The following is a 13,281-nucleotide window of genomic DNA, read 5'->3' as shown; positions in this document are numbered from 1 at the left end:
GGGTGGACCTCGGTATCCAGGGCAAGACCGCACTCGTCTTCGGCGGTGACTCCGGCATCGGCTGGAACACGGCGCGCATCCTGCTGGCAGAGGGTGCGACCGTGGTCGTCACCGACATCGACCAGAGCCGTCTCGACACCAGTGCGGACCAGCTCGAGGCTCCCCTCGGCAAGCTGCACGCGTTCGCGGCCGACGTCCGGAGCGCCGAGAGCCTCGCCGCCCTGCACGACAAGGTGCGTGACGCCGTCGGCGAGATCGACATGCTGGTGCAGTCCTCGGGCGTCACCGGCGCCCAGGGCATGTTCCACGAGATCGACGAGGCCGGCTGGGCGGAGACGATCGACATCGACCTGATGGGGCCGGTGCGGATCACCCGCGAGTTCATCGGCGACCTGCGACAGGGCGGCTGGGGACGCATCGTCTACCTGGTGTCCGAGGACGCCTCGCAGCCGTACGACGACGAACTGCCCTACTGCGCTGCCAAGGCCGGGGTGCTCTCGTTCGCCAAGGGGCTCTCGCGCTCCTACGCCTCCGAGGGCCTGCTGGTGAACACGGTCTCGCCCGCGTTCATCCACACGCCCATGACCGACGCGATGATGGACAAGCGGGCCAAGCAGCGCGGCACCTCGTTCGACGAGGCCATCGGCAGCTTCCTCGACGAGGAGCGGCCGTACATGGAGCTCAAGCGGCGGGGTGAGCCGGAAGAGGTCGCCAACGTCGTGGCCTTCCTGTGCTCCGACCTGGCCAGCTTCGTGAACGGCGCCAACTACCGGGTCGACTCCGGCTCGGTCGCGACGATCTGATCGTGGCACCACAGCACAACCAGGAGGCGTCATGACCGACTTCCGCTACCTCATCGTCGGCGGCGGGATGGTCGCCGACGCGGCCGCCCGCGGCATCCGCGAGCTCGACACCGACGGGTCGATCGGGATCCTCAGCGAGGACGTCGACCGCCCCTACGCCCGGCCCGCGCTCTCGAAGAAGCTCTGGACCGACCCGGACTTCAGCTGGGACGACAAGGTCGACCTGCACACCGAGGAGACCGGGGCGCAGTTCGTCCTGGGCACCGCGGTGACGGCGATCGACCGTGCTGCGAAGACCGTCACGACGGCCGACGGTGCGACCCACGGCTACGAGCGGCTCCTGCTCGCGACCGGTGGGAAGCCCCGCGGGCTGCCGGGGCTGTCCCCGTCGGCACGCGTGCTCGACTACCGCAGCGCGTCGGACTACCGCCGCCTGCGCGAGCTCGCCGACGCCGGAGCGCACGTCGCCGTCGTCGGTGGCGGCTACATCGGCCAGGAGATCACCGCGGGCATCGTGCAGAACGGCGCACGCGTCACGCTGGTCGACCCGGACGAGATCGTCGGCGGACGGATGTTCCCCGACGACCTGGCACGGGCGTTCCAGCAGCGCTTCGTCGACCACGGCGTCGAGCTCCGCACCGGCCGCCGGGTGTCCGAGGGCGCCGAGACGGCCGACGGTGTGCGACTGACGCTCGACGACGGTTCCGTGGTCGAGGCCGACGCGGTCGTCGCCGGGCTCGGCATCGAGCCCGCGACGCAGCTCGCCGCCGACGCCGGACTCACCGTCCGCGACGGCATCGTGGTGTCCTCGACGCTGCTCACCGACGACGACTCCGTGTTCGCCGCCGGTGACGTCGCCGAGTACCCGGACCGGATCCTCGGCACACGCCGGGTGGAGCACGTCGACAACGCCCAGCAGCAGGGTCGACAGGCCGGCCGCAACCTGGCCGACGCCGACGAGACCTACGACCACACGCCGATGTTCTACTCCGACGTCTTCGACATGGGGTACGAGGCCGTGGGGCAGGTCAGCGCGAAGCTCCGCACGGTCGAGGACTGGCAGGACCCCACCGTGACGGGGGTCGTCTACTACCTTGACGACGACGACACGGTCCGGGGCGTGCTGCTCTGGAACGTGTGGGACAAGACCGACGAGGCCCGCAAGGTGCTCGCCGAGGCGAACTCGCTGGCGCCCGACATGCTGCCGGGCCGCATCACGGCCTGATCGCTCGCCCGTCGCGGTGGTCGCGACGCCCTGGAGGCCCGGTGCCGGTCCGTCGGACCGGCACCGGGCCTCCAGGCGGTCGCCCGCACACCGCGGCGCCCGCCGCCTCGACGGGGCTCGCTGCTTCGACGGTGCTGGCTACTTCGACTCCGGCGCGACCTCGTCGACGACCGCCCGGCGGTCCGCCGGGTCGACCGGCAGGTCGTCGCCGTCCGCCATCGCGACGGCGTGCGCGGACTTGGCGGCTTCGAGCGTCTCGTCGTCGTTCCGGGCCATCCCGAACAGCTCGATGAACCGCGACTTGACCAGCAACCAGGCGTCTCCCGGGCTGAGCCGGGCCAGGTCCGACGCCGTCGAGTCGTCACGCACCCGCTGCAGCGAGGACACGCCGCGGTCGGGGATCCGGTGGTCGACGTGCGCCACCGCGAGCCGCGCGACCGCGTCGGCCTGCGCGTGCATCACCGAGTGCGCACCGTCGACGACCTCGCGCAGGACCGCGTACGGGAACACGCGCGCCAGCCGGCGGACCCAGTCGCGCGGCACCATCGCGTCGTGCTCGCCGCGGACGATCAGGGTGCGGGCCTGCACGTGCGCGGCACGCTCCTCGATCGGGAACGCGATCATGCGCGGCAGGACCTTGCGGAACCAGTGCCAGCCGCACAGCGCGTACGCCGTGATGCCGTGCCAGCGGACCGCGGCCGGCTCGTGCAGCGTCGACCGCAGGAACCGGAACGCCGACTGCCGCACCGTGCGCGCCGACGAGTCGACCACGGGGCTGATGAGCACGAGGTCGGAGAGCTCTGGACGGCGAGCGGCGACCTCGGTGACGACCTGGGTGCCCATCGAGTGCCCGATGAGCACCGGGTCCTCGAGCTCGAGGTCGTCGATGACCCGCTCGACCGCGTCGGCGTACCGCTCGATCGAGACCGTCCCACGGAACCGCGGGACGCCCGCGAAGCCCGGCAGGTCGAGCGCGTGCACCGGTCCGTTCTCGTTGAGGTGCGGCGCGAGCCGTTCGTAGTAGGTCGACGCGATGCCGAGACCCGCGACGAGCACGAAGGCCCGCTCGCCCGGCTCACCGATCGAACTCACCCGGACGTAGGTGCCGTCGAGTGCGACCCGGTCGACCTGCACCGTGACGTCGGCGTCCTCGGCCTGGGCGAGCTCCCCGGCCGGGTCCGGACGGGGTGCCTGGCGTTCGTCGTCCACGTGGGTCTCCTCCGGTCGGGCGGTCGCCCAGGATACCCGGCCGCCGTCCGCTCGGGCGGCGACGCCGTGGTCAGCCGCTGAAGGTGTTCGCGGGGAAGCCGTGCACCGTGGTCGGCACCGCGAAGACGGCGCCGGAGGGCGGCGCCTGCTCCAGGTCCTGCTCGGTGAGGTTCTCGCGGGCCGTGCCGACGAACATCGTCGACATGTCCGGGCCGCCGAACGCCACCGACGTCGGGTTGGCGACGGGGAGCTCCACCGTCTCCAGGTGCGAGCCGTCGGGACCGTAGCGCTCGACGCGGGAACCGCCGTAGATCGCGCTCCAGAAGCAGCCCTCGTCGTCACGGACCAGGCCGTCGTGCGCGTGGCCGACGATGAACGGCTCGAGTTCGCCGAGCTCGCCGTCCGGGCCGTACGACCCCCGGAAGACCGTCGAGGCGCTGGTGGCGGTGACGTACATGGTGCTGCCGTCCTCCGACCACTCCATGCCGTTCGTCACGCCGAAGCCGCCGCGGAGCAGCCGGACGGTGCCGTCGGCCTCGACCGAGTAGAGCGCGGCGTCGGGTTCGCCGGTGGTCACGTTCATGCTGCCGACCAGGAACCGGCCGAACGGGTCGCACTTGCCCTCGTTGAACCGGTTGCCCGAGGTGCTGTGCGTGACGCGGGCGATCTCACGCTCCACGGCCCCCTGCTCGTCCGTCACGACGACGGCGTCGCCGAGGGCCGCGACGAACCCGCCGGAGGCGCGGGGCTGGAAGCTCGCCAGCGGGGGCGGCAGCGGCACGCTCGACCGGACGGTGCCGTCGGCGCCAGCGGTGTTGAGGGTGCCGAGGGTGATGTCGGTCCACCGGAGGAGCTGCGCGGACGGGTCCCAGACGATGCTCTCGGCGAGGACCGCTCGGGCGTCGACGAAGACGGTCGCGGGGCCGGTGGTGACGTTCGTGCTCATCGACCCCGTCTACCGCTGGGCGGGTCCGCGCCCGCTCAGGCGCGGAAGCGGGTCAGAGGCGGGCGAAGCGCGCGCGGAAGAAGCTGTAGACGCCGAACGCCAGGAACCCGATGCCGATCGCGACGAGGACGAACACCCCGCCGGGCATGCTCCGGACGGCGTCGAACGCGGCGTCGAGGCCGGTGGCCTGGTCGGGGTCGCTCTGCAGCCCCGCGACGGCGATGAGCACGCCCACGATCACCACGGCGATGCCCTTGCCGACGTACCCGACGACGCCGAGGACGGTGACCACGCGGTCGAGTTGGCCCGACGGTCGCGTGATCTGCTTCCGGAACGACCGACGGCAGCCGATCACCACGAGGCCGATGCCGACCGCGACCGCGACCGCCCCGGCCAGCACCAGCACGAACACCCCGCCCGGCGTCGCGAGGGTCTTCGCCGCGGCGCTCTGCGACGAGCTGCTCGAGCTCGACCCGGCGCCGAGCGCGTACGAGGCCGACGAGTACGCGATCACGCCGTAGACCACGGCCTTCGCGACGTCCTTCAGCCGGGCGAGCCAGCCGCGGGTGGTGTCGGACCGTCCGCCGACGATCGCCTCGACGACCAGACGCACGGTGAGTGCGGCGGTGCCGACGGCGATCAGCCAGAGCAGGAACACCCCACCGGGCACGGCGGCGATCTGCTGCAGCGCACCGGACTGGTCGGTCTCACCGCCCGAGGACGCGTTCCCGATGCCGAGCAGGATCGCCAGGTACCCGATCAGCAGGTGGACGATGCCACTGCCGACGAACCCGGCGCGTGCCGTGACCTCGAACCAACGGCTGTCGGCCGCTCGCCGGACCTGTCGTCCGGTCTCCTTCGCTGCGTGCTCCGCCGTGTCGCTCATCACGGCCAAGCGTGCCCGACGCGCGCCGTCCTGTCCGGGGCGCGCCGGGCCGTGCGGTCCGCCACGTGGCGGACGGGAGGCCCGTGGCGGTGCCGCCACGGGCCTCCCGTCCGTCGGTGGACGCGTCTCAGTCGCCCTTCACGTTGACGACCTGGCGCAGGGTGTGCCGGATCGACACGAGGTCCTCGGCGTCCGCCATCACCTGGTCGATCGGCTTGTACGCGGCCGGGATCTCGTCGAGGAACGCGTCGGTGTCCCGGTACTCGATGCCGACCATCGCCTCGCGCAGCTGCTCGTGGGTGAAGGTCCGCCGGGCAGCGCTCCGCGAGAACAGCCGCCCGGCGCCGTGCGGCGACGACTCGAGCGACGGCTTGTTGCCGAGCCCCTCGACCACGTACGACGCCGTGCCCATCGACCCGGGGATCAGGCCCGGCTGACCGGCCTTCGCCTGGATCGCACCCTTGCGCGAGACCCACACGGACTTGCCCCAGTGCGTCTCACGCTGCGTGAAGTTGTGGTGGCAGTTGATCCGCTCGCGCTCGTCGACGGGCGTGCCGACGGCCTCGGACAGCTGCCGGACGACGCGGTCCATCATCTCCTCGCGGTTGAGCAGGGCGAAGTGCTGGGCCCACCGCAGCTCGGCGATGTACCGGTCGAACTCCGGCGTGCCCTCGACCAGGTAGGCCAGGTCGGGGTCCGCCAGCTGGATCCACCAGCGCTCCATGGCCTTCTTGGCGACCCTGATGTGGCGCTGCGCGATCTTGTTGCCGACACCCCGCGACCCGGAGTGCAGGAAGAGCCAGACCCGGTCCTGCTCGTCGAGGGAGACCTCGATGAAGTGGTTGCCGGAGCCGAGCGTGCCGAGCTGGTTGCGCCAGCCGCCGTGCACGCCGTCGGGGTCGAACCCGGCGGTCTCGGCCATCGCCTCGAGCTCCGCGATCCGGGGTGCGGCGGTCGCCACGATCTTCCGGTTCGACGCACCGGCCGACAGCGGGATCGCGCGCTCGATCTGCTCGCGCAGACCCTGCAGGTCGGCGGGCAGGTCGCTCGCGGTGAACTGCGTGCGGACCGCGATCATGCCGCAGCCGATGTCCACGCCGACGGCTGCCGGCATGATCGCGCCGAGGGTCGGGATGACGGACCCGACGGTGGCCCCGAGGCCCAGGTGGGCGTCGGGCATGAGGGCCAGGTGCGGGAACACGAACGGCATGCGCGCGGTCGTGCGGGCCTGCTGCTCGGTGTTGTCCTCGAGCATCGAGGCCCAGCTGAGCAATCGGTCGTTGATCTTCTTCATGGTGTCGTCTCGCTTTCGTGACGGTCGAGGTGACGGTCCGAGACGGTCGCACGCCGGGCCTCCTGGTCGTCGCCGGACGTGGCGGACGGAAGGAAGCGGTGCTGACGAACGCCCCGGGCCGGGTGGGCACGAGGCGTCGTGGGACGTCGCGTGCCTACGCGGGATAGCGGAGGGACCGCTGCTGCTCGGGCAGCACGGCGGCCGCGGCGAGCTGGAGCTCGACGCGTTCCTCGTTGTGCTGCACGGCGCGCATGCGCGGTCCTTCCGGTGTGCCCGGGGCGGGCGGTCTGCCTGATCGGCAGGAGGACGACGGTAGTGCGACACGCCCGGAGTGCGCAAATCATCTGGGCGTGTCGGCTGCGCGCCGGCGGTGCTCCGGCGGTTCTCCACAGGCGGGAGGCGCGTCGCGCGTTCTCCACGAGGGGTACGTCCGCCTGATGGTCGCCGCCGGGGCCGGGGCAGGCTGGACGCATGACCGAGCGCACGCGAGACACCCCCGACGCGACCGAGAACGAGGAACGGACGAACGGGTACGTGCCGCTCCGCTCCTACGGCGCGATCGGTGACGGGCGGACCGTCGCCCTCATCGCGCTCGACGGCCGGATCGACTGGCTGCCGATCCCGTCGATGGACTCGCCGCCGGTGTTCGCGAGCATCGTCGACGCCGAGCACGGCGGACACGTCGCCCTGCGACCCGTCGACGACCAGGCGGAGGTGTCCCGGGCCTACCTGCCGGGGACGAACGTGCTCGTGACGACGTGGACCACCCCGTCCGGCACCGCCACCGTGACCGACGCCATGGTCACCGGTGTCGCCGGACGTCTGCCGTGGGCCGAGATCGGCCGCTGCGTCCAGGGGGTCCAGGGCTCCGTCGAGATGGAGTGGGCCGTCGTGCCCGGCACGATCCTGAACACCGCGGAACCCCGACGCCTCGACACCGCGAACGGCACCGTCATCGGGATCGACGGCGTCACCATCGCGATCGTCGAGCAGGGCTTCGAACCCGTCCACGACGACGGACCCCGGTTCTCCGGCCGGTTCTCGACGGCCGAGGGCTCGAAGTCGATCCTGACGATCGTCGGCACGTACGACGAACCGATCTTCCTGCCCGAGCCGGAGCGCACGCTCGAGGGGGTCGACCGCACGATCGAGAACTGGGCGACCTGGTCGAAGGAGTTCAGCTACGACGGGCCGTGGTCGGATGCCGTCCAGCGCAGCGCCCTCGCCCTGAAGCTCCTGATCTTCTCCCCCACCGGTGCGATCGCCGCGGCACCGACGACGAGCCTGCCCGAGGACCGCACCGGCGGGAAGAACTGGGACTACCGGTTCGCCTGGGTGCGCGACCTGGCGTACACGGTGCACGCACTCACCCGCTTCGGGCTGCGCGAGGAGACCCACGCGGCCGTCTCGTGGGTGATGCGCACGATCGCCGAGCACGACGAGACGATGCCGATCTTCTACGCACTCGACGGGTCCAAGAGCGACTCGGTCGAGGAACGCGACGTCCCCGGCTGGAACGGCATCGGGCCGGTCACGATCGGCAACCGGGCGGGCGATCAGCTGCAGCTCGGCGTCTGGGGCGACGTGTTCGAGATCATGCGCCAGTACGTCCGCGCCGGCAACGTGCTCGACCGCAAGACCGCGTCGGTGCTGCAGGGGCTGGCCGACGACGCCTGCCACCGGTGGCCGGAAGCAGACTCGGGCATGTGGGAGCTGCAGGAGACGCAGCACTACACGACGAGCAAGATCGGCTGCTGGCAGGCGCTCGACGCCGCGGTCGAGCTGCACGACGCGGGGATGATCGACGGCCCCCGTGACAAGTGGATCGAGAACCGCGAGCTCATCGAGGACTGGGTCGCCGAGAACGGGTGGAACGAGGAGCTCGGCCACTACGTCATGTACCCGGGTAGCGATGCACTCGACTGCTCGATCCTGCTGCACGCGATGTCGGCGTTCGACCGCGGGCCCCGCATGGAGTCCACGATCCGGGCCATCGAGGAACAGCTGCAGCACGGCCCGCTCGTGTACCGGTACTCCGGCATCCAGGACGAGGAATCGCCCTTCGTGGCGTGCTCGTTCTGGCTCGCTGCGGCGATGGCCTGCGTCGGACGCGTCGACGACGCGAAGCACCTGATGGACGACATGGTGGCGCAGGCGAACGACGTCGGTCTGTTCAGCGAGATGCTCAGTGCCGTCGACGGGGACTTCATGGGGAACATCCCGCAGGGCCTGTCGCACCTGGCGCTCATCCAGGCGGCGCTGACCATCGAAGAAGTCTCAGAGAAGTCCTGACGGGGCTGGACGAACCGTCGGGGGCGCGGGGCATCATGGTCTGACGATGAACGACGTCGATGCACGCATGGACCGCCTCCGCCGGGCCGCGCGCTACCGGTACCAGCAGCTCGTCGACCAGGAGATCGAGCGGGGGTCGCTCGACCCCGACGAGGTGCGGTCGGAGCGCGAGGAACGCCGGCTGCTCAAGGCCGCCGACGTCGCGGCCCACGCGCGGGCGCAGATCGCCGAAGCCGAACGCCGAGGAGTCTTCGAGGGCAACCCGTACCACGGCAAACCGCTGCCCGGGATCGACGGCCAACACGATCCCGACTGGTGGATCAAGTCGAAGATCGAGCGCGAGGACATCCGGGGCATCGCGCCACCGGCCCTGGCGCTCCGGACGGAGGACGCCGAACTCGACGACGCCCTCGACGCCCTGTCGCTCGAGACCGACGTGCGCGACGTCCTGGTGGACTTCAACGCACGGGTGAAGGAGGCCCGGCGACAGCTGCTCGGTGGGCCGCCGGTGGTCACGCCGATGCGCGACGTCGAAGCCGAGGTGCTCGCCTGGCGGGAGCGCCGCGAGCTGCGCATGGCGGCGGCCGCTCGGGCTGCGGAGCAGGCGCTGGCCGGCGCGAAGCCGCGGCGGTGGTGGCGCCGCCGCTGAGCGGTGCCGTGGCGCGGCGGCGCGGGCCGTCGCCGGGCTTTCGCGCTGAGCGACAGTTCTCGCGAGCGTGAGCGCGTGAGGTGTCGCCCAGCCCGTGGCGAGGGCGACGACGGCCGCCGGGTACGACTGGTTCTGCCAGGCGCGGGCCCGCGGCGCGGTGCGGTTCGCGCAACGCGAATCGGCCCGGACCGCGCTGCTGCGTGGTCCGGGCCGATCGTGGTGCGGGGGTGTTACTTGATCTGTGCGGTGATGGTGGCGGTGCCGACGAGGAGGCCGCGCTTGACGGCGTCGGTGCCGAAGGTCTTGTTCAGCAGGCCGGCGGCGTCTTCGCTGATGTGGACGGTGGTGCCGGTCAGGATGGCGTTGTCGCCCTCGAGCTGGAGGGGCTTGAGGGAGCCGCCGNGGTGTTACTTGATCTGTGCGGTGATGGTGGCGGTGCCGACGAGGAGGCCGCGCTTGACGGCGTCGGTGCCGAAGGTCTTGTTCAGCAGGCCGGCGGCGTCTTCGCTGATGTGGACGGTGGTGCCGGTCAGGATGGCGTTGTCGCCCTCGAGCTGGAGGGGCTTGAGGGAGCCGCCGTGCAGCTCGAACAGGAACGCGTTGTTGACGGCGACCTTGCCGTTGACCAGGACGTCGCCGTAGAGCTTGGACGAGCCGGGGTTGACGACGAAGTTCTCGAGGGTGACGGTGGTGTCGCCGCCCTTGAGGGTCAGGCCGGAGTCGTCGTGGTTGAGCAGGCCCTGGACGTAGGGGCGGTAGTTGCCGTCGGGGGACCAGTAGGTGACCGATCCGGCGGTGATCGGGAACGACACGGATCCGTCGGCGAGCTTGGCGGTGCCGGAGACGCCGGGGGTGAGCTTGAGGGAGGTGAGGGCGTCGGTGAAGCCGGAGTCGAGCTTCACGGCGGTGGAGCCACCGAGGACCTCGGGCACCGAGGCGACCGGTGCGGGGATCTTCGACGACGACGAGGACACCGTGTGGATGGCGGGGGTCGCGGCCTGGGCGGAGGAGATGCCGAACGCGGCACCGCCCAGCACGAGGGCNCCGTCGGCGAGCTTGGCGGTGCCGGAGACGCCGGGGGTGAGCTTGAGGGAGGTGAGGGCGTCGGTGAAGCCGGAGTCGAGCTTCACGGCGGTGGAGCCACCGAGGACCTCGGGCACCGAGGCGACCGGTGCGGGGATCTTCGACGACGACGAGGACACCGTGTGGATGGCGGGGGTCGCGGCCTGGGCGGAGGAGATGCCGAACGCGGCACCGCCCAGCACGAGGGCGCCGGTGGTGGCGAGGGTGATGGAGGTCTTGAGGCTCTTGCGCATCGTGATCAGTCCTTTGCTCTGGAGGCGCTCCGGCCGGTGGCCGAACGTGCACTGTGCACGCGCTGAGTACCGGCCAACTGCGACCGGAGAGCGCCCTGGGCTTTTGCCCTGTGCAAGTCATTCGGCGCCGCTGCCCGAACGGTTTGGACGAGTTTCCTGAGGTGCAGCAACCCGGTGTTTCGTACCGTGTACCCATGGCTCCAGCACACATCTCCACGACCGACCGGCTCCGGGCGGTCGACGCCTGGTGGCGCGCCGCCAACTACCTGACGGTCGGGCAGATCTACCTGCTGGACAACCCGCTGCTCACCCGGCCGATCGAACCCGACGACGTCAAGCCGCGGCTGCTCGGGCACTGGGGGACCTCGCCCGCCCTGAACCTCGTCTACGCGCACTGCAACGCGCTGATCGCGGAGACCGGTCGCGAGTTCCTGTACATCTGCGGCCCGGGACACGGCGGCCCGGCGATGAACGCGAACGCCTGGCTGGACGGCACGTGGAACGAGCTGTACCAGGATGTCGACCTGCAGCGGTTCTTCCGACAGTTCTCGTTCCCCGGCGGCATCCCCTCGCACGCCGCCCCGGAGACCCCCGGGTCCATCAACGAGGGCGGCGAGCTCGGCTACTCGCTCTCCCACGCGTACGGTGCGGCGCTCGACAACCCCGACCTCGTCGTCGCGTGCGTGGTCGGCGACGGTGAGGCCGAGACCGGTCCGCTCGCCGGGTCGTGGCAGGCGCACACGTTCCTCGACCCGGTCTCCGACGGAGCAGTCCTGCCGATCCTCAACCTCAACGGCTGGAAGATCGCGAACCCGACGGTCCTGGCACGCATCCCCGACGAGGACCTCACCGCGTACTTCCGCGGGCTCGGGTACGACCCGATCGTGGTCGACTCCCGCCGCGTCGACGACGACCCGTACGCGGTCCACGCTCTGTTCGACGGCGCCCTGCGACGCGCCCTCGCCGGCATCGACGACATCCAGGCCGCCGCACGTGCCCAGGCCGCTCGTGCCGCCGCCGGCCAGCCCGCCGGCGCCGCGGCCCTGCGTCCGCGGTGGCCGATGATCGTGCTGCGCACCCCGAAGGGCTGGACCGGCCCGAAGGTGGTCGACGGTGAACAGGTCGAGGGGACCTTCCGTGCACACCAGGTGCCACTGCCGGCCGTGCGCGAGGACGACGGTCACCGCGCCCAGCTCGAGGAGTGGATGCGCTCGTACCGCCCGGAGGAGCTCTTCGACCAGGACGGCCACCCGGTCGGCATCATGACGTCGATCCGCCCGACCGGCGACGAGCGGATGAGCGCCACCCCGCACGGCAACGGCGGCCGGCTGCGGACCGCGCTCGACCGCCCACCCCTCGAGCCGTACGCGGTCGAGGCCGGCACCGAAGCGTCCGCCACGGGCACGCTCGGCCCCTGGCTCGCCGCCCTGATCGAGAAGAACGCCTCGACCTTCCGGCTGTTCGGTCCGGACGAGACCATCTCGAACAAGCTCGACGCCGTGTTCGACGTCACCACCCGCGTCTGGCGTGCCCAGCGTGCGCCGGGCGACGAGCACCTCTCCCCCCGCGGCAGGGTCACCGAGGTCCTGTCCGAGCACCTGCTCGAGGGCATGCTCGAGGGGTACGTGCTGTCCGGTCGGCACGGGATGCTCAACACCTACGAGGCGTTCGCCCACATCATCGACTCGATGGTCGGGCAGTACGCCAAGTGGTTGGAGTCCTCGACCGACATCGACTGGCGGGCACCGGTGTCGAACCTGTCGCTCCTGCTGTCGTCGCACGTCTGGCGGCAGGACCACAACGGCTTCTCCCACCAGGACCCCGGGTTCCTGGACGTCGTCGCGTCGAAGCAGCAGGACCTCGTGCGGATCAAGCTGCCGGCCGACGCCAACACCCTGCTCGCCGTCGCCGCCCATGCCATGGAGACCACGGACCGCATCGAGGTGATCGTCGCGGGCAAGCACCCGGAGCCGGTCTTCCTGTCCCTCGAGGACGCCGTCGCGCACGCCGACGCAGGACTCGGGGTCTGGGACTTCGCCGGCACCGAGCAGGCCGTCGGCAGGGTCGACGTCGTCCTCGCGTGCGCCGGTGACGTCCCCACCGTCGAGGCGGTCGCCGCCACGGACATCATCCGGAAGCACGCACCCGGGGTCGGTGTCCGCGTCCTCAACGTCGTCGACCTGCTGGCGCTCGGCGACCCGCGCAAGCACGAGCACCCGATCCCGGACGAGCAGTACGACGCGCTCTTCCTGCCCGGCACGCCCACGGTCTTCGCGTTCCACGGGTACCCGACGCTCGTGCACCAGCTGACGTACCGCCGGAACGGGCACGACGACCTGCACGTGCACGGGTTCCTCGAGCAGGGCACGACGACCTCGCCGTTCGACATGCTCATGCGCAACGAGATGGACCGCTTCGCCCTGGCCCACGACGCCCTGACACGGGTGGACGCCGAGGCGCACGCCGACCTGCTCACGAAGCTGTCCGAGGCGCGTGACGCTGCACGGACGTTCGCGTACACGAAGGGCGAGGACCACCCGTCGCTCGCGGGCTGGGAGTTCGCGGGCTGGCCGCAGGACGAACCCGCCAGCGGTGGGACCGGCGGCGACCCGGGTGCGGGCGAGACCGAGGCGTCCGCGCCCGGCAACTGACGCAATCCTC

At 71.2% G+C, this 13,281-nt stretch carries 9 protein-coding genes; 5 read left to right on the top strand and 4 right to left on the bottom strand.

From position 1 onward, the window contains the following. Positions 1-2 precede the first annotated feature (2 nt). Complete coding sequence (locus BOSE127_RS00485) at positions 3-803, top strand: SDR family NAD(P)-dependent oxidoreductase (protein WP_159555953.1); 801 nt, start codon at positions 3-5, stop codon at positions 801-803. A gap of 31 nt (positions 804-834) precedes the next feature. After that, on the top strand, positions 835-2,028 hold the full coding sequence (locus tag BOSE127_RS00480) for an NAD(P)/FAD-dependent oxidoreductase (protein ID WP_159555952.1): 1,194 nt from the start codon (positions 835-837) through the stop codon (positions 2,026-2,028). A gap of 138 nt (positions 2,029-2,166) precedes the next feature. Here the strand turns inward: BOSE127_RS00480 and BOSE127_RS00475 are convergent, their stop codons facing one another. From BOSE127_RS00475 to BOSE127_RS00460, 4 genes are all read right to left on the bottom strand, one after another. Further along, complete coding sequence (locus BOSE127_RS00475) at positions 2,167-3,237, bottom strand: alpha/beta fold hydrolase (RefSeq protein WP_159555951.1); 1,071 nt, start codon at positions 3,235-3,237, stop codon at positions 2,167-2,169. Between the two features lie 70 nt (positions 3,238-3,307). Next, positions 3,308-4,183 (bottom strand): SMP-30/gluconolactonase/LRE family protein, encoded by an 876-nt coding sequence (locus BOSE127_RS00470; RefSeq protein ID WP_159555950.1) that lies wholly within the window; start codon positions 4,181-4,183, stop codon positions 3,308-3,310. Between the two features lie 52 nt (positions 4,184-4,235). Further along, positions 4,236-5,069: a DUF1206 domain-containing protein gene (locus BOSE127_RS00465; protein ID WP_159555949.1), complete on the bottom strand. Its 834-nt coding sequence runs from the start codon at positions 5,067-5,069 to the stop codon at positions 4,236-4,238. A gap of 127 nt (positions 5,070-5,196) precedes the next feature. Further along, the gene (locus BOSE127_RS00460; protein ID WP_042538341.1) at positions 5,197-6,363 is read right to left on the bottom strand and encodes an RtcB family protein; all 1,167 of its coding nucleotides are present in this window, start codon (positions 6,361-6,363) and stop codon (positions 5,197-5,199) included. A 471-nt stretch (positions 6,364-6,834) separates the two neighbouring features. Between BOSE127_RS00460 and BOSE127_RS00455 the strand changes: the two genes are divergently transcribed. The 3 genes from BOSE127_RS00455 (at position 6,835) to BOSE127_RS00440 (ending at position 13,271) form a co-directional block, all read left to right on the top strand. Next, a complete protein-coding gene (locus BOSE127_RS00455) occupies positions 6,835-8,655 on the top strand; it encodes a glycoside hydrolase family 15 protein (RefSeq protein ID WP_159555948.1) in 1,821 nt (606 codons plus the stop codon). Positions 8,656-8,701: 46 nt separating this feature from the next. Further along, on the top strand, positions 8,702-9,304 hold the full coding sequence (locus tag BOSE127_RS00450) for a J-domain-containing protein (RefSeq protein WP_159555947.1): 603 nt from the start codon (positions 8,702-8,704) through the stop codon (positions 9,302-9,304). Positions 9,305-10,814: 1,510 nt separating this feature from the next. Continuing rightward, entirely contained in the window at positions 10,815-13,271 is a 2,457-nt protein-coding gene (locus tag BOSE127_RS00440; RefSeq protein WP_159555945.1) for a phosphoketolase family protein, read from the top strand. The last annotated feature ends 10 nt before the right edge of the window (positions 13,272-13,281 follow it).

Origin of the sequence: Curtobacterium sp. 8I-2 (genome assembly GCF_902506155.1) — a bacterium.
Classification (GTDB): Bacteria; Actinomycetota; Actinomycetes; order Actinomycetales; family Microbacteriaceae; genus Curtobacterium; species Curtobacterium poinsettiae.
Note: the sequence above shows the minus strand (reverse complement) of the source record. Positions and strands in the feature narration are given on the sequence as shown.

Excerpts from the sequence above, each read along its gene's own strand:
- BOSE127_RS00455 (WP_159555948.1), top strand. The coding sequence starts at position 6,835 with ATGACCGAGCGCACGCGAGACACCCCCGACGCGACCGAGAACGAGGAA.
- BOSE127_RS00465 (WP_159555949.1), bottom strand. The coding sequence starts at position 5,069 with ATGAGCGACACGGCGGAGCACGCAGCGAAGGAGACCGGACGACAGGTC.
- BOSE127_RS00440 (WP_159555945.1), top strand. The coding sequence starts at position 10,815 with ATGGCTCCAGCACACATCTCCACGACCGACCGGCTCCGGGCGGTCGAC.
- BOSE127_RS00450 (WP_159555947.1), top strand. The coding sequence starts at position 8,702 with ATGAACGACGTCGATGCACGCATGGACCGCCTCCGCCGGGCCGCGCGC.
- BOSE127_RS00470 (WP_159555950.1), bottom strand. The coding sequence starts at position 4,183 with ATGAGCACGAACGTCACCACCGGCCCCGCGACCGTCTTCGTCGACGCC.
- BOSE127_RS00460 (WP_042538341.1), bottom strand. The coding sequence starts at position 6,363 with ATGAAGAAGATCAACGACCGATTGCTCAGCTGGGCCTCGATGCTCGAG.
- BOSE127_RS00480 (WP_159555952.1), top strand. The coding sequence starts at position 835 with ATGACCGACTTCCGCTACCTCATCGTCGGCGGCGGGATGGTCGCCGAC.